This window comes from Nonomuraea sp. NPDC049750 (genome assembly GCF_040659625.1).
Classification (GTDB): Bacteria; Actinomycetota; Actinomycetes; order Streptosporangiales; family Streptosporangiaceae; genus Nonomuraea.
Genome location: NZ_JBFANB010000010.1, coordinates 110,927 through 136,500, shown reverse-complemented (window position 1 = coordinate 136,500; position 25,574 = coordinate 110,927). Strand labels below are relative to the sequence as shown.

Below are 25,574 nucleotides of genomic sequence, written 5' to 3'. Positions count from 1 at the left end.
AGAGGGACTTCGTTACGCTCGAAGATCCACGAGCAGGAAGTAGACCGTCGTGCTGATTCGGTTACTCGGACCCGTCGAGGTGGAGCGTTCGGGCCAGACCCGCCCCGTACGGCCGCCGCAGGTCGCGCTCGCCTTAGCCGCGCTCGCGTGGGAGGTCGGCCGGGTCGTGTCCGTCGACAGGCTCCTCGCCCGGGTCTGGGGCGAGCAGGTTCCGCCCGGCGCGCGGCGCACCCTGTACACCGTCATCACCCGCATCCGCCGCGACGTACTGGCCGGCGATGGCGCCGTCGTCCAGCGGACCGGCGGCTACCTACTCGACGTGGACGAGTCCGCGGTGGACGTGTCGCGCTTCCGGAGCCTCGCCTATCAGGCGATGGCCGAGCCGGACCCGGCGCCGCTGCTGGGCGAGGCTCTGGCGCTGTGGCGCGGCGACCCGCTGACCGGCCTGCCCGGCGAATGGGCCGAGCGCGCCCGCCACCGGCTGCGCGACGAGCGCAAGGCGACCATGCTGCGGTGGGCGCGTACGGTGACCGGCCGCGACGCCGCGGCCGCCGTGGGGGCGCTGACGCCGCTGGCCGACGAACACCCGCTGGACGAACTCCTGGCGGCCGCGCTGATCGAGGCGCTGCACACGTGGGGGCGGACCGCCGAGGCGCTGGCGCACTTCGCCCGGGTACGCCGGACGCTCGCCGACGAGCTGGGCGTCGAGCCCGGTACGGCATTACGGCGCGTCCACCGGATGCTGCTGCGCTCCGGCGACGTGGCCGAGACCACGCACGTGGTCCCGGCCCAGCTGCCGGTCGACCTGAGGGGCTTCGTCGGGCGGGCGGCGGAGCTGGACCGGCTGGCTGAGGCCGCGAGCGGCGACCGGCCGGCGAGCGCGGCGGTCTACGCGATCTCGGGACCACCCGGCGTGGGCAAGTCGTCGCTCGCGCTGCGCTGGGCGCACCTCAATCGTGACCGCTTCCCGGACGGCCAGCTGTACGCCGACCTCAGCACGGTCGACCCGGCCGACGCGGCCGTGGTCCTGCCCCGCTTCCTCGGCGCGCTCGCGGTCCCGGAAGCCCAGATCCCGTCGGACGTCGAGGCCCGGATCGGGCTCTACCGCAGCCTGCTGGCCTCCCGGCGGGTCCTCGTCGTGCTCGACGACGCCCGCGGCGCCGAGCAGGTACGCCCGCTGCTGGCCGGCGCGCCGGGATGCCTGACGCTGATCACCAGCCGGGCCGAGCTGACCGGCCTGGCGGTCACCTCGGGCGCCTCCCTGGTTCGCCTGGACGCCCTGCCGGACGACGACGCCTACCACCTGCTGGCGGCGCGCCTGGGCGAGCCGAGGCTGGCGGCGGAGCCCGAGGCCGCCGCGCTGATCATTCGCCGGTGCGGCCGGCTGCCGCTGGCCCTGGCGATCGTCGCGGCGCAGCTGGCGCGGCACACCGACCTGCCGCTGGCCGAGGTCGCCGCGGACCTCGCGCGGCCCGGCGCCGATCTGGAGCCGTTCGCCCACAGCGACCCGGCGATCGACCTGCGCGGAGTGTTCGGGCGCTCGTACCGGGACCTGCCCGAGCCCGCGATCCGGCTGTTCCGGCGCCTCGGTCGCCACCCCGGGCCGCACGTGTCGCTCGCCGCGGCGGCGAGCCTGGCCGCCCTGCCGGTGGACCGCACCCGGGAACTGGCCGCGCGGCTCGACCGCGCCAACCTGCTCGACCTCCGCGCGCCCGGCCGCCTGCACCTGCACGACCTGCTGCGCGTGTACGCGTCGGAGCAGGAGCGGGCCGCCGACAGCCGGACGGTACGGCGGGGGACGACGAGGCGGTTGCTGGACCACTACCTGCATTCGGCGTGCGCGGCCAGCGAGGTCTGCTACCCGCACCGCGAAAAGCTCGACCTGGAACCGCGGGCGCGAGGCGTCGTGACGGAGCGGTTCGCCGATCAGGCGGAGGCCCTGCGCTGGTACGCCGACGAGTCGGCGGCGCTGCCCGCGTTGCTGACGGAGGCGACCGAGGCCGGGCTGGACCGGCACGTGTGGCAGCTGGCGTGGGCGTTCTCGGAGTTCATGCAGCGCCGCGGCCCATGGGAGCAGGTGCTGGGCGTTCAGGCGGTGGCGTTGGAGGCGGCCGAGCGGCTCGGCGACCGGCTGGCCAGGGCCCGGGGCCACAACTGCATCGCGCGCGCCCACGTCAGGCTCGGCCGCGACCTGGCGGCCATCGAACACTTCCAGCAGGCGATCGAGCTGCATCGCGACCTCGACGAGCCGGTCCTGGAGGCGCACGTCCACCTGGGCCTGACGGTCTCGCTGAACCGGGTGCGACCCGCCGAACGACTGGGCCACACGCTGCGCGCGCGGGAGCTGTTCCGGCAGGCAGGCGATGCCATCGGCGAGGCGCGGGCGTTGAACAACGCGGGCTGGTTGCGGGCCCAGCTCGGCGAGTACGACCAGGCGCTGGCCGACTGCCGCCGGGCACAGCGCATCCTGGCCGAGTTCGGGTACGCCCAGGGCGAGGGCCACACCTGGGACAGCATCGCCGTCGTACTGGAGGCCAAGGGCGACCTCGCGCAGGCCGTGGCGTCCTACGAGCGGGCGGTGGAGCTGCTGCGCGGCTGCGACGACCTCCACCCGGCGGCCGAGACGCTGGTCCGGCTGGGCGAGACGCACCTGCGGGCCGACGACACCGCCGCCGCGCTCGACGCCTGGAAGCGGGCGGCGGAATGCTACGACGCCCTCGGCGACGCCCAGGCCGACAAGGTACGCGCCCGCATCGCGGCCCACGACCAGGAGGGGTGAGCCCGTTCTCGTTAGGCCGTTAAGAATTCGTTGAGAAATCGCTCAGCGCCCGGGTGCAGGCTGCGAGGCGCGGCGGGACGGCCGGCGTGGGCCGGCCGTGCTCCGCCGTGCCGGCCGGGCGATGGCCCGCCGGGACCGCCGCCGATATGGAGGTTCGATGCGCGTCGTGACCAAAATGGCCGACCGGCTCCTTGAGCTGGTCGCGCCGCACACTGTGGCCCGGGCAGCCGACTGCGCCTATGAGTGCTGCAAGTTCCCCGCATTCACCGCGAAGTACTGCTGCTACTACCCGAATGGTCACGTGTCGTGCGGCGGGTGCAAGAGCTACATCTACTGCTCGTAACCACTCGTCCCCGAGCCCGCTCACGTAGCGCGCGGGCTTTCACGGTGACGAGTACGCCGCGATGACCGGTGCCCGGCGGTGGTCGGCCGCGGCCGGGCACACCCTCATGAGCTTTCGACACGGAGATGTCTAGTGCCTTACCTGATCGCCATCGTGGTCCTCGTCGGCGCCCTGTGCCTGCTGGACCTGCTGCTGACCCTCGGCGTCATCCGGCGGCTCCGGGAGCAGACGAAGCTGATCGACGCGCTGTACGAAGCCGTCGGCACGGGCGTCCTGGCCGGAGCGGACAACGGTCTGCCCGTCGGAGAGGTCGTCGGCGACTTCGACGCGACGACCGTGGACGGCACCCGCGTCGCGCGTGACCTTCTGCCCGAGGGGACGGTCGTCGCGTTCATGTCGCCGGACTGCCAGGGCTGCCATGAGCAGCTTCCCGAGGTGGTCTCCTGGGCCGCGGGCCAGGACCGGTCGCGGGTGCTCGCGGTGGTCGACGGACGCTCGGGTGATCCCGCGTCCCTGGTCACCAAGCTGTCGCCCGTCGCCCAGGTGATCGTGGAGGAGGCGCCTTCGGGGGTCGCCAACGCGTTCCGCGTCCAATCTTTCCCGACCTTCTTCCAGGTGGCCGAGGGCGGCAAGCTGCTCGCGAGGGCGCCCCGGATCTCTCGGCTGCCGGCCGTTTCGCCGGCCGTGTCCACCGCTGGTTCGCCGGCCGCGGACACCGTCGGTTCGTCGGAGCGGCAGGCCGAAGAGCAGCCGGCGTGAGCGATCGCCGACCGGGGACGGCACCGGCGCCCCGGGTCCTGGCGGGATGCGGGCTGCGCGCCGCCGGGATGGTGTGGCGGTCGGCGCCGGCCCACGTACTCGGATATCTGGCGGTCACGCTCGTGGGCGCGGTCGCCCCGATCGCCCTGGCCTGGCTGACGAAGGCCGTGCTGGACGGCCTGGCTGACCGGCGGACCACCGTGCTGCTCGGCCTGGCGGTGACGATCGCCGTCGTGACGACGGCCGCCGTGGCGGCGACGCACGCCGCGCACTACCTGCGGGCCGAGGTGGACCGCCGGGCGGCACAGCGCGCCAAGGACGAGCTGTTCGCGGCGGTGACCCGCTTCACGGGACTGGCCCCGTTCGAGAGCCCCGCCTTCCTCGACCGGCTGCGCCTGGCCCAGCAGAGCGCGAGCAACCCGGGCCGGCTGGTGGACACCGCGTGCTCCGCCGCGCGCGGCACGGTGACCGTCGTCGGGTTCGTCGGCTCCCTGGCGCTGATCAGTCCCGCGTTCACCGTCCTGGTCCTGCTGTCGGCCGTACCGGCGCTGCTGATCGAGCTGCGGCTGTCGCGGCAGCGGGTCGCGATGATGTGGCGGATCGGGCCGGCCGAGCGGCGGGAGCTGTTCTACGCGCACCTGATGTCGACCGCGGACGCCGCCAAGGAGATCCGCCTGTTCGACCTCGGCGCCTTCCTGCGCCTGCGCATGCTGGCCGAGCTGCGGACCGCCAACGTGGCTCGCCGGCGGATGGATCGGCGGGAGTTCCTCGTACAGGCGAGCCTGTCGGGCACGTCGGCGGCCGTGGCCGGCGTGGGACTCGTCTGGACCATCCTCGCGGCGGGCCGCGGGCAGCTCAGCGTGGGCGACGTGTCGATGTTCGTGGCGGCCGTCGCCGGCGTGCAGGCCGCGCTGAACGTCATGGTGTCGGCCGGCGTGATGGCCCACGAACAGCTGCTGACGTTCCACCATCACTTCACGATCGTGACCGCGGGCCCCGACCTGCCGGCGCCGGGTGAGCCCAGGCCGCTCGCGCCGCTGCGCCGGGGCATCGAACTGCGGGACGTCTGGTTCAGGTACAGCGACGACCATCCGTGGGTGCTACGCGGCGTCAACCTGTTCATCCCGCACGGCCGCACGGTCGCGCTCGTCGGCCGCAACGGCGGCGGCAAGAGCACGCTGGTGAAGTTGCTGTGCCGCTTCTACGACCCGACGCGCGGCGCGATCCTGTGGGACGGCGTGGACCTCCGCGACGTGGCGCCCGAGACGCTGCGCGCCCGGATCGGCGCGGTCTTCCAGGACTTCGTGGCCTACGAGATGACGGCGACCGACAACATCGCGTTGGGCGACCCGGCCGCCACCGAGGACCGGACGCGCGTCGAACGAGCGGCACGCGACGCCGGCGTCCACGACACTGTCGCGGCTCTCCCGCACGGCTATCGCACGCTCCTGAGCCGCCAATTCACCCCGGAGGAGGAAGGTGAGGAGGGCGCGGGTGTGCTGCTGTCGGGCGGGCAGTGGCAGCGGGTGGCGCTGGCGCGGGCGTTCCTGCGCCGCGACCGCGACCTGATGATCCTCGACGAGCCCAGCGCCGGGCTGGACCCCGAGGCCGAGTACGAGGTGCACAGCCAGCTCGCCAGGCTGCGGTCCGGGCGTACCAGCGTGGTGATCTCCCATCGCCTCGGCGCGGTGCGCGACGCCGACCTGATCGTGGTGCTGGCCGACGGCGTGGTCACCGAGGAGGGCACGCACGCCGCCCTGCTGTCGGACGGGGGGACGTACGCGCGGCTGTTCACCCGGCAGGCCACCGGTTACCGGGACGAGGTCAGCTCGTCTCCTCGGGGCGAGGTCCACCCGAGCTCTCGGGACGAGGTTCACCCGACGGGAGCAGCGCGTTGATCGGCGCGCTCGTCGGCGTCGCCGTGGTGGTGCTCGTCATCGTCCTGTGGCTGCGCAGGCGGTATGTGGTGGTGACCGTTCATGGGGAGAGCATGCTGCCGACGTATCGGCCGGGCGAGCGCCTGGTCGTCCGGCGGACATCTCCCCGTTCACTGCGTACCGGACAGGTCGTGGTGCTCGCGGGAGTGGCGAAGGGGTCGCGCGCTGGAGCGGCGAGAGGGCCGCGCGCCGGCGCGGTGGGAGGGTCGCCAGTGGACGACCCGGGCACGGGCTGGATCGTCAAGCGCGTCGCGGCCGTCCCGGGTGACCCGATACCGAGGGACACGGTGCCCGCGCTGCGGACCGCGCCGGGTACGCATGTGCCCGCCGGCCACCTGGTCGTGCTGGGGGACAACGCGGACCGTTCGTACGACTCCCGCCGCTCCGGGTATCTGACGACGGACCGCTTGCTCGGCGTGGTGCTCCGCAAGGTCGGTTAGCCGCTTCGCCGATTCGCTATTGAATACCCGAAGAATAGGCTGGATATTTCTGGCCGAAAATGGGTTCGCCTTTTCATCGGACCCGGTCGTTTGAGCATTGTGGCAAAAAGCGGTCAGCAGCCTTGTTAGGCCGGTCGCGCGGGCGCACAGTCGAGGCACCGCCCACCGGAATGGAGCGCTATTTATGGACGGAACGGTCGCACCACAACGCCGCGCGAAAAACCTCGTACGACGTCTCTTATCCGCTGGCCTCGCCATGTTCGTCGTGGCCTTCCTCGTCGCGCCGCCCGCGCAGGCCCTGGCCCTGCCGACGCCGAATGCATTCGTGTCGAACCTCGACCTGGAATGCTTCAAGACCACCCCGTACCAACCACCGGCCACCACCCTGAAGCTGCGGCACCTCAACCCCGTGCTCGCCAATCAGCCGAACCTGCAAGTCACGCTCGGACAGCGTGAGCAACTGTGCGTTCCGGTGGCCAAGAACAACGTGATCCCGCCGCCGGGCGTCCTCGATTTCGTCAGGTTCGTCGACCTGTCGTGTTATCGGGTCACCGGCCCCTCGCTCAACCTGAGCCTGGCACTGCGCCACCTCAACCCGGTGCTGGCGAACGTACCGGGCATCGGGGTCGTCCTGAACGTGCCCCAGCATCTGTGCGTGCCGGTCTCCAAGAACGGCGTGGTGCCCGCCCCGGACGTCGTGCGGCTCATCTCCCACATCGACTTGCTGTGCTACGCCCACACCCCGAACCCGCTCATGAACGTCGGCCTTACCCTCACCCAGCTCAACCCGGTGCTCACCAACCAGATCCCGACCTCGGACGCCCGGGTCGCCGCCGCCCGTCAGCTCTGCGTGCCGGTGCAGAAGTCCGGTGACGACATCCCGGCGGACATCATGAACATCGTGCGATGGGTCGACCTGGAGAAGTTCGACATCACCGCCTCGGCCATCTCGCCGGTGCCGCTGACCCTGAAACACCTCAACCCGGTGCTGGCGAACCTGCCGGCCGAGGACGCCAGGCTGACCGGCGCTCTGCAACTGGCCGTACCGGTCTCCAAGAACGGAATGATCCCGCCGAGCTGAACCATCGATGACGCCCGAGGAGAGCGACGACCGCGCGCCGTCACCCTCCTCGGGCCTCGGGGGAAACTCGGCTTTGTTCGTGCCGTTGACCAGGACTTGACGCCTTCCTTGCCTGGCAGGTGCGTCCCCGGATCTAGCCTTGAGCTGGAAGGGGCACGCCATGATCATCAATATCGTGCTCGGGCTGATCGTCCTGTTGGCGGTCTGGCTGGCCGTCAGTTCCATCAGGGTCGTCAACCAGGTGGAGCGCGGTGTGGTCTTCCGCTTCGGCAAGGCTCAGCGGGAGGTCCGCCCGCCAGGGATCACTTTCCTCATTCCGGTCGCGGATCGGATGAAGAAGGTGAACATACAGATTGTCACGATGCCGGTGCCCACACAGGAGGGCATCACCCGTGACAACGTCTCCGTCCAGGTCGACGCCGTCGCCTATTTCCGCGTCGTGGAGCCGCTGCGGGCGGCCATCGCGGTGCAGGACTATCTGTTCGCGATCGAGCAGGTGGCGCAGACCTCACTGCGCTCGATCATCGGCAAGAGCGACCTGGATGACCTGCTGTCCAATCGTGAGCAGCTGAACAAGGGCCTGGCGCTGATGATCGACAGCCCTGCGCTCGGCTGGGGCATCCACATCGACCGCGTGGAGATCAAGGATGTTCATCTGCCCGAGGGCATGAAGCGATCCATCGCCCGCCAGGCCGAGGCCGAGCGGGAGCGCAGGGCGCGGGTGATCACCGCGGACGGAGAGTTCCAGGCGGCGCGGAAGCTCTCCGACGCCGCGGCCATCATGACCGAGGCGCCCGGCGCGCTTCAGCTGCGGCTGCTGCAGACCGTGGTGGAGGTGGCGGCCGAGAAGACCTCCACGCTGGTCATGCCGCTACCCGTGGAGCTGCTGCGCTTCTTCGAGCGCTCCGCGAGAAGCGGGCCGGCCGTGGACGCCGCCAGTTCACCGGAGCGGCAGGCCGAGGAGCAGCAGGCCGTGACGGACTCCGCCACGCCCGAGCTGGCTCCACCAGAGCCCTCCTTCGACCATTCGACCGCGAAGAACGGGGCCTCGCGCGCCACATAGACATATACACATGCCAGCCCTGCTCCGGGAGATCAACAGCGGAATGTCGCAGGGCTGATCAAGAATGGCGCCATGAGATGGATCGGGATCGCGACGGGCCACGAGCTCACCGTCGAGGGGACGCGGCGGCCGGTGCTCGCCTGCCGGACGGCCGCGGGCCGCGTGCTGGCCAAGGTGCCGGCCAACGTCAGGAAGGATCCGATCGCGGTACGGCTCGCCGCCCTCCGCGACCGGCTCGGCGAGCACGTGCGGGCGGTGCACGACCAGATCGAGTCCTGGATGGTACGGTCGCTGCCTGTCCCGGCCGCGGTGTTCGCGGCCGTGTGGGACGACCCGGTGTGGCGCGAGACGCTCACCGACCTGGTCATCGCCCCGATCGTTGACGGCACGCCCGACCTCGCCCGCTGCGCGCTCCTGCGCGAGGGCGCGTGGACGGGCGCGAACGACTTCGCGATCCCGCACCCGCTGCTGCTCGGCGACGAGCTGCCCATCTGGCGGGGACGGTACCTCACGCAGGTCGTTGAGCAGGTACGCCGCGAGGTGTGGACGCGTCCCGCGAGCATGGACCGTACGTTCGGCGTGGTCGACACCTTCGGATACATGAGCGCCCACTACGAGAGCGGCGCCGCGTTCGAGCGCCGCGTGCACGAGCTGGGCGGGCGCATCAAGGGGGACAGGGCGCGCTTCACCGTGCACGCGCCCGAGCCGCTCGGCATCGAGATCGACCTGCACTGGAGCGGGCCGATGAGCCCGGCCTACATGGCGGAGCTGAGCTTCGCCGCGGGCGGCCGGGAGATCGGCGACATCGCCTGGTCCGAGGGCGTCCGCATTCTCATGGCTCTGTACGCCGACCGCACCGTGGAGGAGACGGAGCCGGTGATGGAGGCGGCCGAGGCGTACTCCCACTACTGCGACGCCCACCAAGGCGAGCCCGGCACCGTGGCGCCCTCCGGCATCGCCGCCCCGACCCGCGACGTGCTGCTGCGCGCCGGGGCGGTGCTGCCGGGCCCGCCCGCCGGCTCCGGCGAGGACACGTGCGTCGCCGTCCGCTACGAACACACCGTCCTGGACGAGCCGGTCGTCGAGCTCGTCCGGCGCGCGGCCGTCGACGGCGACAAGACCGAGAAGTCGCTGTACGACCTGGACCCGGTGGCGGAGACCGGCGTCGGCACCGTGCACGCGGGCCCGCTCGGCTTCCTCGCCTCCGCCCTGCACCGGTACCCGGCGCACCGCGCCCGCATCCTGGCCGGGCACACCGACCTGCGGGCCGCCCGCGGCCAGGCCGCCCGCAAGCCCGGCCTCGCGTGCACCGCGCTCACCCGTACCGGCGACGACCTGGAGACGCACGCGCCCGAGTTGCTGCCGCCGTTCTACGAGGAGTGCGCGCGGATCATGGCCGCCGCGGGCAGCACCCGCTTCGCCGCCGCCTTCTTCGAGAAGGCCCGCGCCGCCGAGGACGCGCACGCGCTGCCGGTCGACGAGGCCGCGCTCGTCGCGGCGCACCTCGCCGCAGGGCCGGACGCCGCCGGAACGCCCACGCTCAAGAAGCACGGCAAGCGGCTCGCCGCCCGCCATCTCGCCCCCGGCGCGTACCGCTGGCACCGCGGCCTGCTCACCGAGTGGTGCGAGGAAGTCCCGGACGGCGCGGACGGCGCGCTGGCCCTGGCCGACGGCTGGGCGGCCCTGGCGAAGGCAGCCGGGCACGCGCTCGGCGGGCCCGAGGACGAACGCGCCGTACGGGCCCTGCTGGAGAGCGGCTGCATGGAGGCGGCACCGCAGGCCCTCTGGAAGTTCGTCCTTCCGTTGCTCGGCCCGATGACACGGGCGGACGCGGGCATCGGCCGCGCGCTCCTCGGCGTCCTGCCGCTGCCCGCCGCGGACACCCCCAAGGCCAAGAGCGCGGCGGTGTCTCTCCTGCTCGGCAACCTCGCGGGCGTGGGCCTGACCGCCCCGTTCACCACGTCCCCCGGGCTGACGGGGGCGGCGGCGAAGGTCTGGCTCGGCCGCTTACTGAAGCTGTACGCGGGGCTCGCGCTCCCCGTCGCCGGTCTCGGCGACCTCCTGCACGACGCCGGTACGCGGCTGCGCGCGGATGGCCTCACCTGCGACGGCCATGAGGCGGTGCTGGGAGTGGACGAGGACGAGGTCAACCGCTGGGAGGAGACCGCCGCCGACCTCCCGCTCCTCGATCTCCTCCTGGACCGCGGCGTCCCGCTCGCACGGCCCCGGTTGCTGCACACCTTCAAGCTGTACGATCGGCTCGCCTCCGGAGCGGGCACGGACCTGGCCGCCGTCGCCGCCGACCCGGACTGGGCTCCGCTGCTGCGCGACGCGATCGTGGGCAAGGTGACCAATCAGCTGAACGTCACCGAGCCCGCCGTCCCGAAGCAGACCGCCCCCGAGACCGTACGGGCCCTGACCACGACGCCGGGAACGGCGCGGATCGTCGCCGCCATCCTGGCCGAGCATGCCGAGCGGGTTCCCGATCAAGGGCTTCCGGACGCGCACGCCGCCCTGTGCGACGCCGAACGGTTCACCATCGCCGGAGTCCCCGGCCCCCTCCTGGACAGCGTCCGGACGATCGCGACCGGGACGGACCCGGCCCGAGCCCTCGCCGCCACGCTGAGCGGCGGCGTCCTCGACGAACTGGAGCTGCCCGCCTTCGTCCCCGGCCATGTCAACACCATCACCGACTACCTGGAAGAGAGTGGCACCGACCTGCTCCTGATCGAGTCCGGCCGGCTCTGGGAGCACCAGTTCCGCGCCTCCGTCGTCACGCCGGACGGGGTCGGCGCATCACACGGTTTCGGAACGTACGAGGACGTCTCCAGCCGGTCCCACGAGCGGACCGAGGCGCGCGACCTCTACGACCGCTGCCTGATCGCCGTGAACGGCCGGGTGACCGTACTTGACCACGGCGGCCCGCACTGCCCGCACGGCAGCGCGCACCCCGCCGCCCCCCGCGTCGTACCGGCCGACGGCGAACAGGTCGCCTTCCCCGGCGGCGCCGAGGCCACCGTGTGGCGCGGCCAGGGCCGGATCATCGAGCTGCGGGACCCGGCCGGGCGGACCATCGGCCGCTACGTCCGCGGCTGGAGCAGGGTGCCCGAGCACGACGGCGCCGAGAACATCAGCACGGTCGCGCACCACCGCTACGCGTCCGGGACCCGCCTGGTCGCGCCGCCCGGCCGGTGGTCGGCGATGCGGCCGCGCGACCCCGAAGGATCCAGGGCGCTGCGCGCCGTCGACGACAAGCAGGCGCAGGCCCTGATCGACGTCGCGGACGCCGCCCTCGCCGCCGACCTCATGCGGGTGCTGGACCCCGAGAGCGGGTACCCGGAGAGGGACGCCGCCCGCGACGAGCTGGCGGGACGGCTCCGCCCGCTCCTGCCGGAGATCACCGACGAGTCGCTCTGGAAGGGCGTCACGTTCCTGGTGTGGACGGCCGTCGAATGCCGCGAGCGCGCGTTCGCCCTGCTGGAACGCCTGGCGCTGACCCCGCCGCCCCACCTGCGCCCGCCGCCCGCCGCCGCGGCACCCGCCGTCCGGTCCGAGAAGTCCCCCGAGCCGGACGATCCGGGGCCTGAGTCCGCGTACGAGAGGATCGTCCACTTCACCCGTGCCGCCGTCGATGTGCCCTACGACAAGGACATCGCGATATTCGACTCCTCCGCCGTCAAGGGGGTCGAGAACACGCTGGGCCGCCTCGGCGCCGCCGTCCTGGAGGCCGCGTGGGGAGACGGCGGCGGGCGCGCGCGGCTTCTGGAACTGGCCGCCGTCCCCGAACTCCTGCGTACCGACGGCACCTGGCACGTCGCCCGGCTGCGCCCAGAGTACGAACTCGGGCAGATCCGCTCGGGCTACGGCCCCATCGCGGTCGCCGCCGTCGCCGACTACGAGAAGGTGGGGTGGGGGTACATGGTCACGGCGCTCCTCTACACCCCGGACGGCCCCGACCCGCTCCTGTTCACCCGCAACCGCGCCGTCGAGCTGCGGACCTGCCGCGGCTGGGGCGACCCGGACCGGCTGCGGCGGGCGCTCGACCTGATCGCCGAGAACGGCCCGCCGCCCGTGGACCGGGAGGCGACCGTACGGGCGTTCGCCGCGGCCACCGGCCTGTCACCGGCCCAGTGCCTGATCCTGCTGTCCACCTCGGCCCGCACGCTCTCCTGGCCGGACGGCTGGGCGCGGGGCCGCGTCGCCGCCTTCCGCGAGGGCGACGCCGCCCGCGAACTCGACCTGACCGAGATCGAACCGCACATCGCCGCGCTCTCCCTGGAAGCGCTCACCACCAACGACGAGGCCATCGAGGTCGTCGAGCTGCTCATGCCCGATGACCCCGCCGACCTCTGGCGTACGGGCCCCGACCTGGACCGGGCGGTCGCGTACTGGACGCAACGCCACCCGAGGCTCACCCCGCTCACCACCAAACAGTGGGTCATCCTCGCCTCCGGCGCCGAGGACGCCCTGGAGGCGCTGATCGCCCTGCTCGGCGAGCGTGCGTCCGTACCGCCGCTGGGTCACCTCGCCCGCGCCGCGAGGCTCCTGGCCGACCGCCTGCCCAAGGACCATCCCGCCCGTACGACCGCCGCCGCCCGCCTGCGTGACCTGCACGAACAGGTCACCGGCCCGGACACGACCCTGCCCATCGCCGCCGGGGTCACCTCGGTCACCGCCCTGGAACGAGCCGCCGGAGCGACCGCGGCCCACCTCCCGGAGAGCAGGCTCGCCATCGGCGAAGCCCTGACCCTGGAGCCCGCCGGAGACGGCTACCGCGTCCACCTCCGCCCGTCCCGCTGGTCCGACCTGGACGCGCTGGGCCCGGCCCTCCGCCGCGGCGGCGCCACCGATGCGGCCCTGGTCATGGAGGACCTGCGCTTCCTCCGTTCGTCCGAGCCACTGGAGGCCGCGGCCCGGCTGGAGTGACGTTCCCGGGGGGATCCCTCCCAAGGCCCCTGGCCACGACGGACCGTTTTCTTCTCTCCCCCGGGAGGGGGTACATCCCCAAAGCCCTCAGCCACGACGGACCGTTTTCTTCGCTCCCCCGGGAGGGGGTACATCCCCAGAGTCCCCAGCCCCGATGGACCGTCACAGGGATCAAGGCGGTCATGTGACGAAGGGAGGCCGGATGGCGAGCGATCACGCCATCCGGCCGGCCTTCTCAGATCAGAGTGTGCTGTGGGTCAGGTCTTGTCAGCGCCGTTCTTGGGGTTGCCGAGGCGAACCCCCTGGCGGTAGATGAAGGCCCATCTCCTGCAGGCGGGCCGGACGAGGATGAAGTAGGCGTTGCAGGTCCAGTTCTTGAGCGTGCTGTAGAAGACGTCGTCCACCTGGGACTTGCGATACCTGTCGAGGTAGTACTTGTAGTGCTTGTAGGTGTTGCCGATCAGGCCGTACCCGTAGTCGTGCATGTCACAGGCGGGCCGGAAGTCGAAGCCCGTCGGCCGGTCGGGGGCGTTGGTGCAGTGGTCGAAGGTGATGCCGACGACATAGCGCTTGCTGGGGAGCTTCTTCCACAGCGGCTTGTGCCAGCCGTTGTGCGCGACCCAGGTCGAACAGCCGGCCCGCTGGTAGTACAGCCACTTCCAGGCGTCGTTGCAGTACGACGGGTACGCCTGGGGGTTGGAGGTGTCGCCGGGCAGGAAGTCGCCCGGGGACGGCTCGGTGGCGTTGGGGTCGTTGATGCCGGTCGCGCCTTGCATCGGGTCGCCGGGAGTCGGCAGGGCGGTGCCGGTGGCGGTCGCCGTGGGGGCGGCGGTGCCGTTGGCGAAGGCCAGTTGCCAGCTGCCGTCGGTGGGGGAGTCGATGGAGTTCAGGCGGCCGAGCTGGTCGTAGCCATAGGTGGCGGCGGGGGAGCTGCTCAGGCCAGGGTCGGCCACGGTGCGCAGCAGGCCGTTGGGGTCGTATCCGTACTGGGCCACGGTCTGCGGGGTGCCTGCGCCGGAGGTGAGGGTGATGTCCTTGAGGCGGCCCGCGAAGTCGCCGAAGGAGGCGGCGGTGGCCGTGGTCGTGGCGGCGTAGTGGATGGTGAGGGTTTCCTCGGGGGTCTCGCCACCGGCCGGTTCCTTGATGGTGCTGATGCGGCCCTGGGGGTCGTAGGTCACCGATGAGGTGCCGTACGCGGTGTTGCCGGTGCTGGTAGCGCGCCAGGTGTCGGTGCTCTGCAGGCCGTCGATCTTGCTCCAGGTGTAGGTGAGGCTGAGGTCGGCGTTGCTCTGGGTGAAGGTGTCGTCGCCGGCCTCCGTGGCGCCCTTGTCCATCGCGATGGTTTCGGTGATGGAGGTACGCATCGCTCCGGCGGCGGTGTCCCACCGGGTCGTTTCGGTGATCTTGGAGCCGTCGGTGGTCTCGTAGCGCTGGACGCCGCCACCGTCGGGGAAGGAGATGCTGCTCTTGAGGTCGTAGCGCGAGGTGGTGCCGCCGTCCAGTTCGGTGACGACGATGGCGCCGTTCTGGGTCTCCAGTTTCCGGTCGACCATCCCGCCGAGGAACTCCGCCGTCCAGCCGGGCCCGAACACCGCCATCTCAGGGCGGGAGGCCAGGGCCGACTGCGGTCGGGCCAGGTCGCCGCCTCCGGTGGCCACGCCGTGCGAGCGGCCGATCGCCCCGGCCGGTACGTCGGTATCGCTGATCTTGAAAGTGTCGGTGTCGGTGAAGTACAGCCCCGGACCGACCTGCTGGACGTTGTCCGGGTCTGCCTCATTGGTGGCGCTGGTGGTGGTGGTGACGGCAGACGCCGTGGGGGAGAGCAGGGGGAGTAGCACTGCCGCGACGGCGACGGTGAATGTTAATCGACGCAACCGGTCCTCCTCATTTAGCGAGCGAATTGATCTCCTGGACAGTAAATGATGGAAACTCGCTCAACAAGGGTCTGGACGGATGTTTAATTCGATGTTCAAATCACGTACGAAGCCGCGCCTTAAAGGCGATTTCTGAAAAGTTCCTGTGAGCCGACTGATATGTATCTATGCAGGTAGAGCTACCTGTGTGGCGGAAATGTAGTGACTATGTGGCACCTTAACGGATAATTCTGTTCGTGTAATGTAAAGACGTTTCATTGTGATCGTGGGGGACTGTTTCAACAATGTGCAGGCATGGTCCAGCGTGGCATTGAGGTCGCTCGCCGGGATCCGTGGGCGCGCCGGCGGCCGCAGGCGGGCGGCGGTGGTCGCCGTACCAAATCGCCTGATTTCCGCCATGGACGCAGTTCTTTCGACATGATCGGAACATGAACGCATCGCTGCGGGCCGCGCTCGTAGGGGCAGTGGTCGGACTGGCCCAGTTCGTCCTCCTCTGCTGGCGGGGAGACGACATAGGAATGCTCGACCTGCTGATGACGGTCGTCCTGTCCTCCGGCCTGGGGTTCTTCCTGTCCTGGTGGGGCGGTCTGCCGAGCTGGTGGGGGGTGGGCCTGGTGGGCCCGGCCATCATCGTGATGTTCCTCCTCGCCGATCTCCCCCTCGTAGGCGCTACCGAGACCATGGACTCGGGTGACTGGCAGATGGGCCTGTCGCTCGTGGCTCTGGGCGCGACCGCCTACCTGGCCGCGGGCGCTCTGGTCATGCCGGTGCACCGGCGACTCCGCGTCCTGACGGTCGCGGGCGTCGCGGTGGCGTACCTGGCCGTGTGGTCGGCACAGGACGTGCTCGCCGACTCGGCGCACGCCCACAGACTGACCCGCTCCGGGGTCCCGCTCGTCGCGCCCACGCTGCCGGATTACCAGCTCTGGTCCTTGAAGGGCGTGGATGGGCGGCTGGAGCTCAGGTACGCTCGCGATGACTTGATCGCGCGGGTTGACGTCGCCGTCGAGTCAGGGAGCACGGATAGCCCCAAAGGCGCCTGCGACTATGCCGCGCTGAACTTCTACCTCCCGGAGGAGGACAAGTGCCGGCAGGTGTCACCGGGGGCATGGCTCGCTTCCAGTGGCACCCAGAAGATCATCTTCGCGTGGTACGGCGACGACCTGGTGCGGATCGAGAGCCCGACGCTGAGCAAGAAAGAGCTGCTCGCCGCGCTGCGCTCGGTGCACCCCGTCGAGGCAGGAGAGCTGGCCAGGCTCCACGAGGACTGAACCTCATCCGCGCCGGCCCGGCCGGTGACCGCTCCTCAGCGTTCGACTTCGACGTGGTAGCGGCCGTCGTCGCCGCGGTGCGCGCCGTGGATGTCGGTGGCCAGGTCCGGGAAGGAGCGGTCGAAGTCCTCCAGGGCGTGCAGGTAGGCCATCAGCGGGCCGTCGGCGGGCCCGGTCGCCTCCCCGGGCATCAGCATGGGGATCCCCGGCGGCGTGACCACGACCGTGGCGGCCGAGATGCGGCCGGGCAGGTCGGCGAGCGGGACACGTTCGGTGCGTGAGCGGATCAGGGCCTGGTAGCTGTCGGCCGGGGTGCGGACGGGCTGGGGGAGGGTGGTGAAGATCTGGTCGAGGAGCGCGCCGAGCTCGAGGGCGCGGAGCTTGTCGTGTACGTCGGAGCAGAAGCGGCGCAGCGTAGTGGCCGGCGGGCCGAAGCCCGGCAACACCTCGGCCAGGGGCAGGTCGTCGTCGTAGGCGCGTTTGAAGTCGGTGAGCGCGTCGATCAGCGTGCCCCACTTGCCCTTGGTGATGCCCATGGAGAACAGCACCAGCAGCGTGTGATCCCCCGTCTTCTCCACGGCGATGCCGCGCTCCCGCAGATAGGTGGCGACGATCCGAGCGGGAATGCCCCAGTCGAGGGTGCCTTCGGCGGCGTCGGCGCCGGGGCAGGTGATCGTCACCTTGATGGGGTCGAGCAGGCAGTAGCCGTCGGTCAGGCCCTGGAAGCCGTGCCAGGCGGCGCCGGGCTCCAGCGTCCAGCACGCCGGATCGGTGCTCAGGAGGCCGGGGTCGGCTTCGGCGAAGGAGACGGGCAGGCCGGTGTGGGGGTCGGTGACGTGTGTGGGCTGCCAGACGCCGAAGTACCAGTCCGGTCGCCGGCCGTCCTCGCGGATGCGGGCGGCCAGCCGGACCATGGCCTGGCGGAACCTGACCGCCTCGATGACGGCCTCGCCCGTCAGGTACGGCCCGGCCGGACCGTCCATCATCCCCGCCGCCACGTCCAGCGAGGCGATCATCGGGTAGAGCGGCGAGGTGGAGCAGTGCATCAGGTACGTCTCGTTGAGCCGCTCGTAGTCCACCGGGGCGCGATCGGCCGACCGGACGTGCAGCATCGCCGACTGCGACAGGGCCGCCAGGAGCTTGTGCGTGGACTGGGTGGCGAACACGGTGGGGCGCCGCGGCCCCGGCAGCGTCCGCTCGTCCACGGCCATGCCGTAGCGGCGGGCGTACAGGGGATTGAAGCGGGCGTAGGCGAACCACGCCTCGTCGAAGTGCACGCGGGGGACGCTCTCGCTCAGCAGTTCGGCGACGCGTACGGCGTCGTAGCAGAGCCCGTCGTACGTGGAGTTGGTGATCACGGCGTAGGCCGGGTCGGTCTGCGCGAGCGGGTGACCGACCAGGCGGGCACGCAGGGCGTCGGCCTGCAGTGCGGCGGGCGGGATGGGGCCGGCCAGGCCGAGGCCGTTGCGCTCGGGCACCAGGTAGACGGGGCGGGCGCCGCTGATGGTCAGCGCGTGCTGGAGGGATTTGTGGCAGTTGCGGTCAACCAGGGCGGTCTCGTCGCGGGCGATGGCATGGTGGCCGACGATGCGGTTGGCGGTGGCGTTGCCGTTCATCACGAAGAAGGTACGGTCGGCGCCGAAGACGCGGGCGGCGTTGCGTTCGGCCTCGCCGATCGGACCGGTGTGGTCCAGCGGTGAGCCGAGCTCGGGGACGGAGATGGACAGGTCGGTGCGCAGCAGGCGCTCGCCGTAGAAGTCGAAGAACGCCCGCCCGACCGGCGACTTCAGGAACGCGACGCCGCCGGCGTGCGCCGGGGTGTGCCAGGAGTACTGGTGGTGGTCCTGCAGCTTGCGCAGCGCGCGGAAGAACGGCGGCAGGATCCGCTCGGCGTACTCCTCGGCGGCGTGCGCGATGCGGCCGGCGATGAAGTCGGGGGTGTCCTCAAGCGGGAACACATAGCCCTGAATGACCTCGTACACCCACAGGGGGAGCTCCTGTTCGGCGGTCATAAGGAAGACCGGCAGGCCGCGGAAGCGCTGGGTGACCGCGCCCAGCACCTGGTCGGCGCCGGGCGCGTCCCAGTCGGCCAGCATCCCGGACAGCGAGGCGTCCGAGCCGATCACCGCCAGGGCGTCCTGCGTGCGATGCGTCCAGCGCACCTGGACGCCGAGGTCGTCCATCGCCGCGCCGACGCGGCGGATCTGCTCGGCGAGGGCGGTGTCGGCGTCGGGGCGCTCGGCGACTGCGGCGAGAACCGTACGTTCCATGCGAAACTCCATGGCCGGGGGGACTGTCGCTCCGCTCCTTACCCTGAGTCGTTGATCGTCACTCAGGGTGCCCGGCAGGCGAACCGCCTACGGCAGCGCGGAATCCGCGGTCCCGGCGGCGGGACTCCCCGCTGCCGAACGATCAAGCAGGTGCCGGCGCAGGAAGGACAGCTCGGCGTCGACCGCCTGCTCGTGCGCGTCCATGAAGGGCGCGTAGTGGGAGCCGGGCAGGTGAACCACCTCCGCGCAGGGCGCGCGCCGTGCCGCGGCGAGGGCCTGTCCGGGAAGCGCTGTCTGATCCTGGTCGCACACCAGAACGAGCAGCGGGCACCGTACCCGGGAGGCGTCGCGGCCCGGCCGGTAGAAAGCCAGGCGGAGCGCGGAGCGGGCGGCGACCGCCTGCTGCCAGCCGGAGTATCTGCCGCCGGGGTTGAGCGCCCGGTCGCCATCGACGCTGTCCGGGGTGGTGAGCAGCGCGAGCGTTCCCGGCGCACCGGCCAGCGGCACCAGCAGCGGCGGGCGGCCGAGGAGCCCACCGACGGCATCGAGCAGGCCCCTGCCGGTGAAACGCAGCATCGCCAGCGGCTTCTGATGGCGTGCGGCGTTGCGCGTGCCGTCGAGGCCGTCGACGTTCGGCGTCTGCGCGATCACCGCGGCGATCCGCGGGTCGCGCGCCGCCACCCGCATGACGTGACCGCCGCTGGTGGAGAAACCCCAGACGGCGAGCCTGGCGGGGTCGACTCCGGGCAGGGTCGCGGCGAAGGCGATCGCCGCCTGCCAGTCATCGAGCTGATCTTTGACGGGCAGCACCAGACGCGGTAGCCCCCCGCTCTCCCCGATGTGGCGATAGTCGAAGGCGAGTACGCCGAACCCGGCCTCGTGAAACCGCTGGGCGAACACGTCGGTGCCCGGCTCCTTCGTCACCGCGAACCCTCCGGCCATGATCACCAGGGCGCCGTTGGTCCCCGGGTAGTGCCAGGCGGCACATTCGGCGTCGCCGCTGACGAAACAGACCTTCTCCCGCTCCACAGGAATGGGCACCGCGACCTCCGAGCGATCTGAATCAACACCGATGGGCGAAAGTGAACCACGTGGTTCGCAAATTGTCCACGGCTACTCGTCGACCGCCTCCTCGCGCTCCAGCATCCGGATCAAGGCATCGACTCCCGCGCCGAGTCGCTCGACATCGCCACTGATCAGCCGCTCCAGCAGGAACCCTCGAAGCGACGCGAGGATCATCTCGGCGACCGCCCGCTTGCGCCGGTCGGACCAGTGCTCAGGACAGAAGGACGTCAGTACGGGCAGGTACTGTGCCGACGCCTCCGAGCCGAGTTCCGCGTAGCGGTCGGGGTCGTACATCGCCAAGCCGATCGCCTGGTCGAGCACCCGCCGCAGGCCCGGTTCCTCTGCCATGAGGCTGGCCCATACGGCGCGTACCTGGGCCGACAGCGTCCGCGTGGAGGCCCCCACGGCGGTGGCGGCCAGCGCGTTGCCGATGCGCCTTTCGCGCAGCCGGCCGATCGCCTGCCTGAGCAGGTCCTCGGCCCCGTCGAAGTGGTAGAGAAGCACCTTGTGCGTGGTGCCGGCCGCCCGCGCGGCGCGCCGGAGCGAGAAGTCCACGAGCCCGTTGACCGCGAGGTCGTCGGTGACACGATCGAGCAGTTCGCGGCGCCTGGCCTCGCCGCGCGGGGACCCCGCCGATCGCCGGTAGCCCGCTCGTTCTGGTGAGCCGTCGTCGGCAGGGGCGGTCACGTCGGCAGCTTCCACGATCGCGTGTCGGGACGGTGGTCTTCCGGGATCATCGGACGATACTAGCCAGGCGCGAGCGGCCTGCCGGCAATGGTCTGGCGAAGGTCAGTCGATCCGCTGGCAGATGGTCACCGGCAGCTTCGGCGACCAGGTCCTGGTGGCCTCGTCATAGGCGCGGGCGTAGCCGTTGTTGCCCGGCGCGCACGGCGCCGCGATCGTCGTCTCCACATAAATGGCCCCGCCGGGAGTGATGGGGTGCGTCCGGGCGATCTCCCACTTGGAGAACGCCACCCGGCCGGTGTTGAACTTGACGACCAGGTAGACCCGGTGATCGACGGTGAAATTGCCGCCGGCGACCTTGAGATGGCCGTTGAAGGTGTAATTGAACAGGAAGGACTGACCCTGCCTGAGACCGGCGGTGGCGGATGTGGCGGACGTGGTCGACGCGTTCGCGGCGCCGGTGAAGGCCGGGGCGCCCAGGGCGAGGATGCCGGCGGTGGCGGCGACTCCGAACATGGTACGGATGGTGCGCTTCATCGGATCTCCTTGGTGACGGCGTGAACCGTATGCGTAACCATTGACAGGCACGCCGCCTGCAATGCGCTTTCAGTGCTCTGACGGCCGCTGGCGATTGCCCTATGTGCCATCCGGAAACCGCGATTCCGCGAATGACGGAAAGAAAAGCGATCACCAGGAGTCGCTTCTTTCGCGGAGGACGCACATGGACGATCCGTCGGTGGGGGAATGCACGCAACAGATCGTCGCCGGCCGTGCGGGCGAACTGCCGGCCTGGCTGCTCGACGGTATGTTCCGGCTGCGTCACGAGGTGTTCCACGAACGCCTTCGCTGGGACGTCCACACCCTCCACGGAAGGGAACGCGATTCCTTCGACGACTGCGATCCGGTTTATGTGATCAGCTACGCGCAACGCTGCCGGGAGATCACGGGGTGCTGTCGGCTGCTGCCCACCGAGGGCCCTTACATGCTCCGCGATGTCTTCCCTGAGGCGTTACGGGGTGACCCGGCTCCGCACGATCCGGCCATCTGGGAGCTCAGCCGTCTGGCCACGGCTCGGGCTTGGTCCCGTTCCGTAGTGGCGGGTTTCGGCCCTCGCGCCCGCGCGTTGCTCTGGGAGGCGTTCCGCTGGGTCGACCAGCGCGGTGACACGATCGTCGCGGTCTCCAGCGTGGCCGTGGAACGCAGCGTGCATGCCATGGGCGTTCCTAGCCAGCGCCTCGGCGACGGCAAGGCGACGCGCTTCGGCAAGCTTCTCTGCTCGGCCTACACCACGTCGACCAGGGATTTCCTGGAGAACGCCCTCACCGCGCCGGAAGGGGAGCCGCACTGCCAGAACGGGCGGCGCTGAAGGCGCTCCAGCGGGTCCCATCTGCGAAAAGCTGTACAAAACGGACGCAAAGGAATAATCTCGACATGCCTCAGTCGGGGGCCCTGAGGCACCAAAGCGCACGGGCCAAGACGCCCCGGTCTCGCTGGAGGCCGGGGCGTCCCGGACGCGGAGATCGGCTACCTGGAGCTGGCCGGGCCCATGCGGATCATCACCAAATACCCCGAAGAACCGGTGGCTCCGATGCCCGAGCAGACCCGCGAGCGCGTCAACGAGCTGATCCACAGCCTGTCGGCCTCCGTCGCGGACCGGGCCGATGAGGCCGGGTGAGCCTGCCGCCCCAGGGCTGATCGTCCACGTGTTCGTGGCCGCCGCCGGACCGGAGGCGGCCGCGGGCGAGCGGCGGCTGCGCCAGGTGTGGGACGCGCTCGGCGACCGGTTACACATGCCGACCACGACCGTGGGCACGGTCGAGGTCCGGACGGCGCGGGGCCTGCCACTGCGCCAGGCGAGAAGCACTTCATCGTGGCCGCCCTGGCACTGACGGCCTTCGGGGTGACCGCAGCAGGACCTCCTCCAGGCCATCGACCTGCACCGCCGCGCCGTGGCGGGCCTGACTGCTGCCGCTGCGTCGCCGCCGTCCGGGGTTTCCGATCTTCTGGGCGGCGTACGTGCACGTCGGCCCCTGAGCTACTGAACCGACCCAACCTTTCGCCCGCCCGACTGCGTCGCTAACGGCGAGAGGAGTCGTCTTGGACCACAATGACAGCTTCCGCGAGTTCATGGCCGCCCACCAGCAGTCGCTGATGCGGACGGCGTATCTGCTCACGGGGGATGCCCACCTCGCCGAGGACCTGCTGCAGAGCGTGCTGGTCAAGCTGCTCGGGCGCTGGCCCAAGCTGGCCAGCCCTCAGGCGTACGCCCGCAAGGCGCTGGTCAACCAGTACATCTCCTGGCGTCGTCGGCTTGTCTGGACGACTGAGCTGCCGAGCGCCGAGCCACCGGAGCGGCCCCACTCCAGCGAGGAGTCCACGATCGCCCGGCTCGCCATGCGGCAGGCGCTCGCGCGGCTGCCACCCAGGCAACGGGCGGTGATCGTCCTGCGCTACTACGAGGATCTCACCGAGCATGAGACCGCCAGGCTGCTGAACTGCTCGCTCGGCACCGTCAAGAGCCAATCCCACGACGCGCTGGCCCGGTTACGGGCGCTCGCGCCGGAGCTGGCACCGAAGTTCGCCGAGATGGAAGAGCTGAAGGGGGCACACCGATGACCTGGCTGCGAGACGCGCTGGACGACATGGCCGACGACGCGCCCCAGGTGGACCTGACCGAGCGGACGATCAGAACCCGCGAACGGCGACGGCGAAGGGCGACTCCGCTCGTGGCGGCCGCCGCGGTCATCGCCGCCGCGCTCGCCGCGACGGCCGCCGTACGACTGCTGCCGGCGGAGCCGCACGCGGCCACCGACCCCAAGGCGGTGTCCGACCTGCCGGCTCGCGGGGTGGGGCCGCTGAGCCACGCCTATATGACGTTCTGCCGGCCGGAGAGCGGCCAGGCGCCGTCCGGGTGCGTGAACGGCGGTTGGCGGGTGGTCACCCAGGATGGCAGGACATACCGGGTGGCGCAGGCACTGCGCGGTACCCAGTCCGGGCTCGTGGACAGCCCCCTGGCAATCAGCCAGGACGGCAGTAAGATCGCCTACTACGACGTCGGGGCCCGCACCTTCGCGGTGCGCGACCTCGCCTCCGGATCTGTCCTGATGGCGCCTTGGGCGAGGGTGCCCAAGGCCCAGCTCGGCAGCATCGCCCATCTCCTGTTGTCGGACGATGGCCGCTTTCTGGCCTTCACCAAGAGGCCGCCGCTGAAGGACCCGGCCAGGCTGTTCGACATGCGCGAGGGCAGGGTCCAGCTATTTCCCAACGGCGGGAATCCCATCGGCCTGTCCCCGGACGGCGACACGATCACCCTGGCGGAGTACGCGGGCAAGACGCGGCTGCGGACTCTCACCCGCCTCTGGCAACCGGCCAAGGCGGTCAACGTGAAGACCGTCGACGTCACCGGGCACTACCTGGCCGGCGGGCTCGCTCCCGATGGGAAGACCGTCGCCGCGGTGGAGAGCGTAGGGGTCCCCGGCACCGGATGCTTCAGAAGCGGCGGGGATCTCGTGCAGCTGGACCGGGAAACCGGCAAGGTGGTTCGGAGAGTTCCCATTCGGGGCCTGTCCATGACCGGCAATTTCGTCTACCTGCGCAGCTGGACCGGCCCTCAGGAGATCACCGCCCTCGCCCGGCCCTTTGTGTGCAAGGACAGCGGCGACTACGACCCTGCCCCGACCCTCGACCCTCCGTACGTTCCCTTCACGGCCTACGCGGTGAACGTCAAGACCGGCCAGGCCAGGAAACTCGCCACCTACAGAGCCCAGGACTTCTTCGCCCTCGTGCTCCCCGGCAACCCCGGGACCCTGTGACGAGTCGGCCCTATGTGACCCCGCCTCCCGGCCGGGAGGCGGGGCGTTTGTCTACTCCTGCCCCTCTTCCGGCAGACCGTTGTCGAACTGCTTCGGCTGTACCTGCTCGCGCGGCTTGCCCTGCTCCGCCTTCGCCAGGGCGGCGGCGTCGGGATAGTCGGTGACGAAGGCGTCCACCCCCAGGTCTATGTGCGCCCGGTACTCCGCCAGCGCGTCACCGTGGTCCGTCGGGGTCTGGCCGCGCCGCAACTGCAGGGGCAGGTACTGGTTCTCGCTGCGGAAGGTGTACACGCCGATCTTCAGCCCGGCCTTGTGCGCGTCGGACACCAGCGTGGTCGGGGTGCCCGAGCTGCCGTCCGGGTTGAGCGGGATCGCCGATGACTTGTCCGGTCCGATCCACTTCGCGTATTGGGCGATCTTCGCCAGCCCTTCGGGCTTCATCATGTCCGCGTAGGTTGTCGGGTCTCCGGCGGCGGTCAGGTCGTACGGCTGGCCGGTGGTGCCCAGGGCCTGCCACAGCGGCACGCGGAGCTCCTTCGCCACCCGCTTCAGGCTGGACGGCTCGAACGACTGGACCACCACCGGGCTGTTCGGCCGGTCGAGCCCGTTGCGCTTGACGGTCTCGATCAGCGGCTCCTCCAGCGGCAGCCCGATCGACCTGAAGTAGGTCGGGTGCTTGGTCTCGGGAAAGACCCCGACCTGCTTGCCGTACTGGCGCGAGAGCCGCTTGGCCAGGTCGAGCACCTCCTGGAAGGTGAGCACCTGGTAGTAGCCGTTGTAGACGGTGTTGCGCTGGCGGATCGCGGGCAGCCGCTCGACCGCGCGCAGCGTCTTCAGCTCGGCCAGGGTGAAGTCCTCGGTGAACCACCCGGTCACGTTGCGCCCGTCGACGACCTTGGTGGTCTTGCGCGCGGCGAACTCGGGGCGCAGCGACACGTCGGTGGTGCCGGAGATCTCGTTCTCATGCCTGACGACCAGCTTGTGGTCCTTGGTCGGCACCAGGTCGGGCTCGATCCAGTCGGCGCCCATGGCCACGGCCAGCTCATAGCCGCCCTGCGTGTGCTCGGGGCGGTGGCCCGCCGCGCCGCGGTGGCCGATGATGACGACCTGGGACCGGTCGGGTGCGGACTCGGCCGCGGCTGCCGCTGGAGCCGTGCCGGCTCCAGCTCCAGCTCCGGCTCCGGTTCCGGCGAGGATGGCGAGGGTGGTGGCTGCGATCTTCCGCACGTTGAAACTCCCTGCGGCATCTGTACCGGAGACTCTCACCGAT

Annotated in this window: 20 protein-coding genes; 14 read left to right on the top strand and 6 right to left on the bottom strand. The window is 70.8% G+C overall.

Going from position 1 to position 25,574, the window contains the following annotated elements; genetic code table 11:
• Positions 1–49: 49 nt before the first annotated feature.
• The 8 genes from AB0J16_RS26205 to AB0J16_RS26170 all read left to right on the top strand — a co-directional run bounded on the left by AB0J16_RS26205 (position 50) and on the right by AB0J16_RS26170 (position 13,328).
• The gene (locus AB0J16_RS26205) at positions 50–2,779 is read left to right on the top strand and encodes a BTAD domain-containing putative transcriptional regulator (RefSeq protein WP_358544215.1); all 2,730 of its coding nucleotides are present in this window, start codon (positions 50–52) and stop codon (positions 2,777–2,779) included.
• A 157-nt stretch (positions 2,780–2,936) separates the two neighbouring features.
• On the top strand, positions 2,937–3,122 hold the full coding sequence (locus AB0J16_RS26200; RefSeq protein ID WP_358544212.1) for a hypothetical protein: 186 nt from the start codon (positions 2,937–2,939) through the stop codon (positions 3,120–3,122).
• A 132-nt stretch (positions 3,123–3,254) separates the two neighbouring features.
• The gene (locus AB0J16_RS26195; RefSeq protein WP_358544209.1) at positions 3,255–3,881 is read left to right on the top strand and encodes a hypothetical protein; all 627 of its coding nucleotides are present in this window, start codon (positions 3,255–3,257) and stop codon (positions 3,879–3,881) included.
• Complete coding sequence (locus tag AB0J16_RS26190) at positions 3,878–5,779, top strand: ABC transporter ATP-binding protein (RefSeq protein WP_358544207.1); 1,902 nt, start codon at positions 3,878–3,880, stop codon at positions 5,777–5,779. The genes AB0J16_RS26195 and AB0J16_RS26190 overlap by 4 nt, the downstream gene beginning before the upstream one ends.
• Positions 5,776–6,258 carry a S26 family signal peptidase gene (locus tag AB0J16_RS26185; RefSeq protein ID WP_358544205.1) on the top strand — a complete coding sequence of 161 codons (483 nt, stop codon included), beginning with the start codon at positions 5,776–5,778 and terminating at the stop codon, positions 6,256–6,258. The genes AB0J16_RS26190 and AB0J16_RS26185 overlap by 4 nt, the downstream gene beginning before the upstream one ends.
• Positions 6,259–6,442: 184 nt before the next feature.
• Positions 6,443–7,339 carry a hypothetical protein gene (locus tag AB0J16_RS26180; RefSeq protein WP_358544202.1) on the top strand — a complete coding sequence of 299 codons (897 nt, stop codon included), beginning with the start codon at positions 6,443–6,445 and terminating at the stop codon, positions 7,337–7,339.
• A 160-nt stretch (positions 7,340–7,499) separates the two neighbouring features.
• Positions 7,500–8,402 (top strand): SPFH domain-containing protein, encoded by a 903-nt coding sequence (locus tag AB0J16_RS26175; RefSeq protein WP_358544200.1) that lies wholly within the window; start codon positions 7,500–7,502, stop codon positions 8,400–8,402.
• Positions 8,403–8,474: 72 nt separating this feature from the next.
• Positions 8,475–13,328, top strand: coding sequence for a DUF4132 domain-containing protein (locus AB0J16_RS26170; protein WP_358544197.1), 4,854 nt, complete (start codon positions 8,475–8,477; stop codon positions 13,326–13,328).
• Positions 13,329–13,585: 257 nt separating this feature from the next.
• On the opposite strand, the gene AB0J16_RS26165 is transcribed toward AB0J16_RS26170, so the two are convergent.
• Positions 13,586–15,202, bottom strand: a complete 1,617-nt coding sequence (locus AB0J16_RS26165) for a phospholipase A2 (RefSeq protein ID WP_358544194.1) — start codon at positions 15,200–15,202, stop codon at positions 13,586–13,588.
• 428 nt (positions 15,203–15,630) lie between these two features.
• On the opposite strand from AB0J16_RS26165, the gene AB0J16_RS26160 reads away from it, so the two are divergent.
• Positions 15,631–16,473 carry a hypothetical protein gene (locus AB0J16_RS26160; protein ID WP_358544191.1) on the top strand — a complete coding sequence of 281 codons (843 nt, stop codon included), beginning with the start codon at positions 15,631–15,633 and terminating at the stop codon, positions 16,471–16,473.
• 35 nt (positions 16,474–16,508) lie between these two features.
• On the opposite strand, the gene AB0J16_RS26155 is transcribed toward AB0J16_RS26160, so the two are convergent.
• The 4 genes from AB0J16_RS26155 to AB0J16_RS26140 all read right to left on the bottom strand — a co-directional run bounded on the left by AB0J16_RS26155 (position 16,509) and on the right by AB0J16_RS26140 (position 21,029).
• Positions 16,509–18,743 (bottom strand): Orn/Lys/Arg decarboxylase N-terminal domain-containing protein, encoded by a 2,235-nt coding sequence (locus AB0J16_RS26155; protein ID WP_358544188.1) that lies wholly within the window; start codon positions 18,741–18,743, stop codon positions 16,509–16,511.
• Between the two features lie 87 nt (positions 18,744–18,830).
• Positions 18,831–19,784 (bottom strand): alpha/beta hydrolase, encoded by a 954-nt coding sequence (locus AB0J16_RS26150; protein ID WP_358544185.1) that lies wholly within the window; start codon positions 19,782–19,784, stop codon positions 18,831–18,833.
• A gap of 72 nt (positions 19,785–19,856) precedes the next feature.
• Entirely contained in the window at positions 19,857–20,495 is a 639-nt protein-coding gene (locus AB0J16_RS26145) for a hypothetical protein (protein WP_358544182.1), read from the bottom strand.
• A gap of 102 nt (positions 20,496–20,597) precedes the next feature.
• Entirely contained in the window at positions 20,598–21,029 is a 432-nt protein-coding gene (locus AB0J16_RS26140; RefSeq protein WP_358544179.1) for a hypothetical protein, read from the bottom strand.
• 184 nt (positions 21,030–21,213) lie between these two features.
• Here AB0J16_RS26140 and AB0J16_RS26135 point away from each other — a divergent pair, with 184 nt between their 5' ends.
• From AB0J16_RS26135 to AB0J16_RS26115, 5 genes are all read left to right on the top strand, one after another.
• Positions 21,214–21,858, top strand: a complete 645-nt coding sequence (locus AB0J16_RS26135) for an acyl-homoserine-lactone synthase (protein ID WP_358544176.1) — start codon at positions 21,214–21,216, stop codon at positions 21,856–21,858.
• A 153-nt stretch (positions 21,859–22,011) separates the two neighbouring features.
• Positions 22,012–22,167 carry a CATRA system-associated protein gene (locus AB0J16_RS26130; RefSeq protein ID WP_358544473.1) on the top strand — a complete coding sequence of 52 codons (156 nt, stop codon included), beginning with the start codon at positions 22,012–22,014 and terminating at the stop codon, positions 22,165–22,167.
• Complete coding sequence (locus AB0J16_RS26125; protein WP_358544174.1) at positions 22,154–22,381, top strand: CATRA conflict system CASPASE/TPR repeat-associated protein; 228 nt, start codon at positions 22,154–22,156, stop codon at positions 22,379–22,381. Before AB0J16_RS26130 ends, AB0J16_RS26125 begins: the two co-directional genes overlap by 14 nt.
• A 208-nt stretch (positions 22,382–22,589) precedes the next feature.
• Positions 22,590–23,108 (top strand): SigE family RNA polymerase sigma factor, encoded by a 519-nt coding sequence (locus tag AB0J16_RS26120; RefSeq protein WP_358544171.1) that lies wholly within the window; start codon positions 22,590–22,592, stop codon positions 23,106–23,108.
• Entirely contained in the window at positions 23,105–24,304 is a 1,200-nt protein-coding gene (locus AB0J16_RS26115) for a hypothetical protein (protein WP_358544168.1), read from the top strand. The genes AB0J16_RS26120 and AB0J16_RS26115 overlap by 4 nt, the downstream gene beginning before the upstream one ends.
• 51 nt (positions 24,305–24,355) lie before the next feature.
• Here AB0J16_RS26115 and AB0J16_RS26110 read toward each other — a convergent pair whose 3' ends face one another.
• A complete protein-coding gene (locus AB0J16_RS26110) occupies positions 24,356–25,531 on the bottom strand; it encodes a glycerophosphodiester phosphodiesterase (RefSeq protein WP_358544165.1) in 1,176 nt (391 codons plus the stop codon).
• Positions 25,532–25,574: the final 43 nt, after the last annotated feature.

Coding starts and splice junctions, on each gene's coding strand:
- AB0J16_RS26200 (WP_358544212.1), top strand. CDS start 2,937: ATGCGCGTCGTGACCAAAATGGCCGACCGGCTCCTTGAGCTGGTCGCG.
- AB0J16_RS26180 (WP_358544202.1), top strand. CDS start 6,443: ATGGACGGAACGGTCGCACCACAACGCCGCGCGAAAAACCTCGTACGA.
- AB0J16_RS26175 (WP_358544200.1), top strand. CDS start 7,500: ATGATCATCAATATCGTGCTCGGGCTGATCGTCCTGTTGGCGGTCTGG.
- AB0J16_RS26170 (WP_358544197.1), top strand. CDS start 8,475: ATGAGATGGATCGGGATCGCGACGGGCCACGAGCTCACCGTCGAGGGG.
- AB0J16_RS26160 (WP_358544191.1), top strand. CDS start 15,631: ATGAACGCATCGCTGCGGGCCGCGCTCGTAGGGGCAGTGGTCGGACTG.
- AB0J16_RS26155 (WP_358544188.1), bottom strand. CDS start 18,743: ATGGAACGTACGGTTCTCGCCGCAGTCGCCGAGCGCCCCGACGCCGAC.
- AB0J16_RS26140 (WP_358544179.1), bottom strand. CDS start 21,029: ATGAAGCGCACCATCCGTACCATGTTCGGAGTCGCCGCCACCGCCGGC.
- AB0J16_RS26135 (WP_358544176.1), top strand. CDS start 21,214: ATGGACGATCCGTCGGTGGGGGAATGCACGCAACAGATCGTCGCCGGC.
- AB0J16_RS26125 (WP_358544174.1), top strand. CDS start 22,154: ATGAGGCCGGGTGAGCCTGCCGCCCCAGGGCTGATCGTCCACGTGTTC.
- AB0J16_RS26115 (WP_358544168.1), top strand. CDS start 23,105: ATGACCTGGCTGCGAGACGCGCTGGACGACATGGCCGACGACGCGCCC.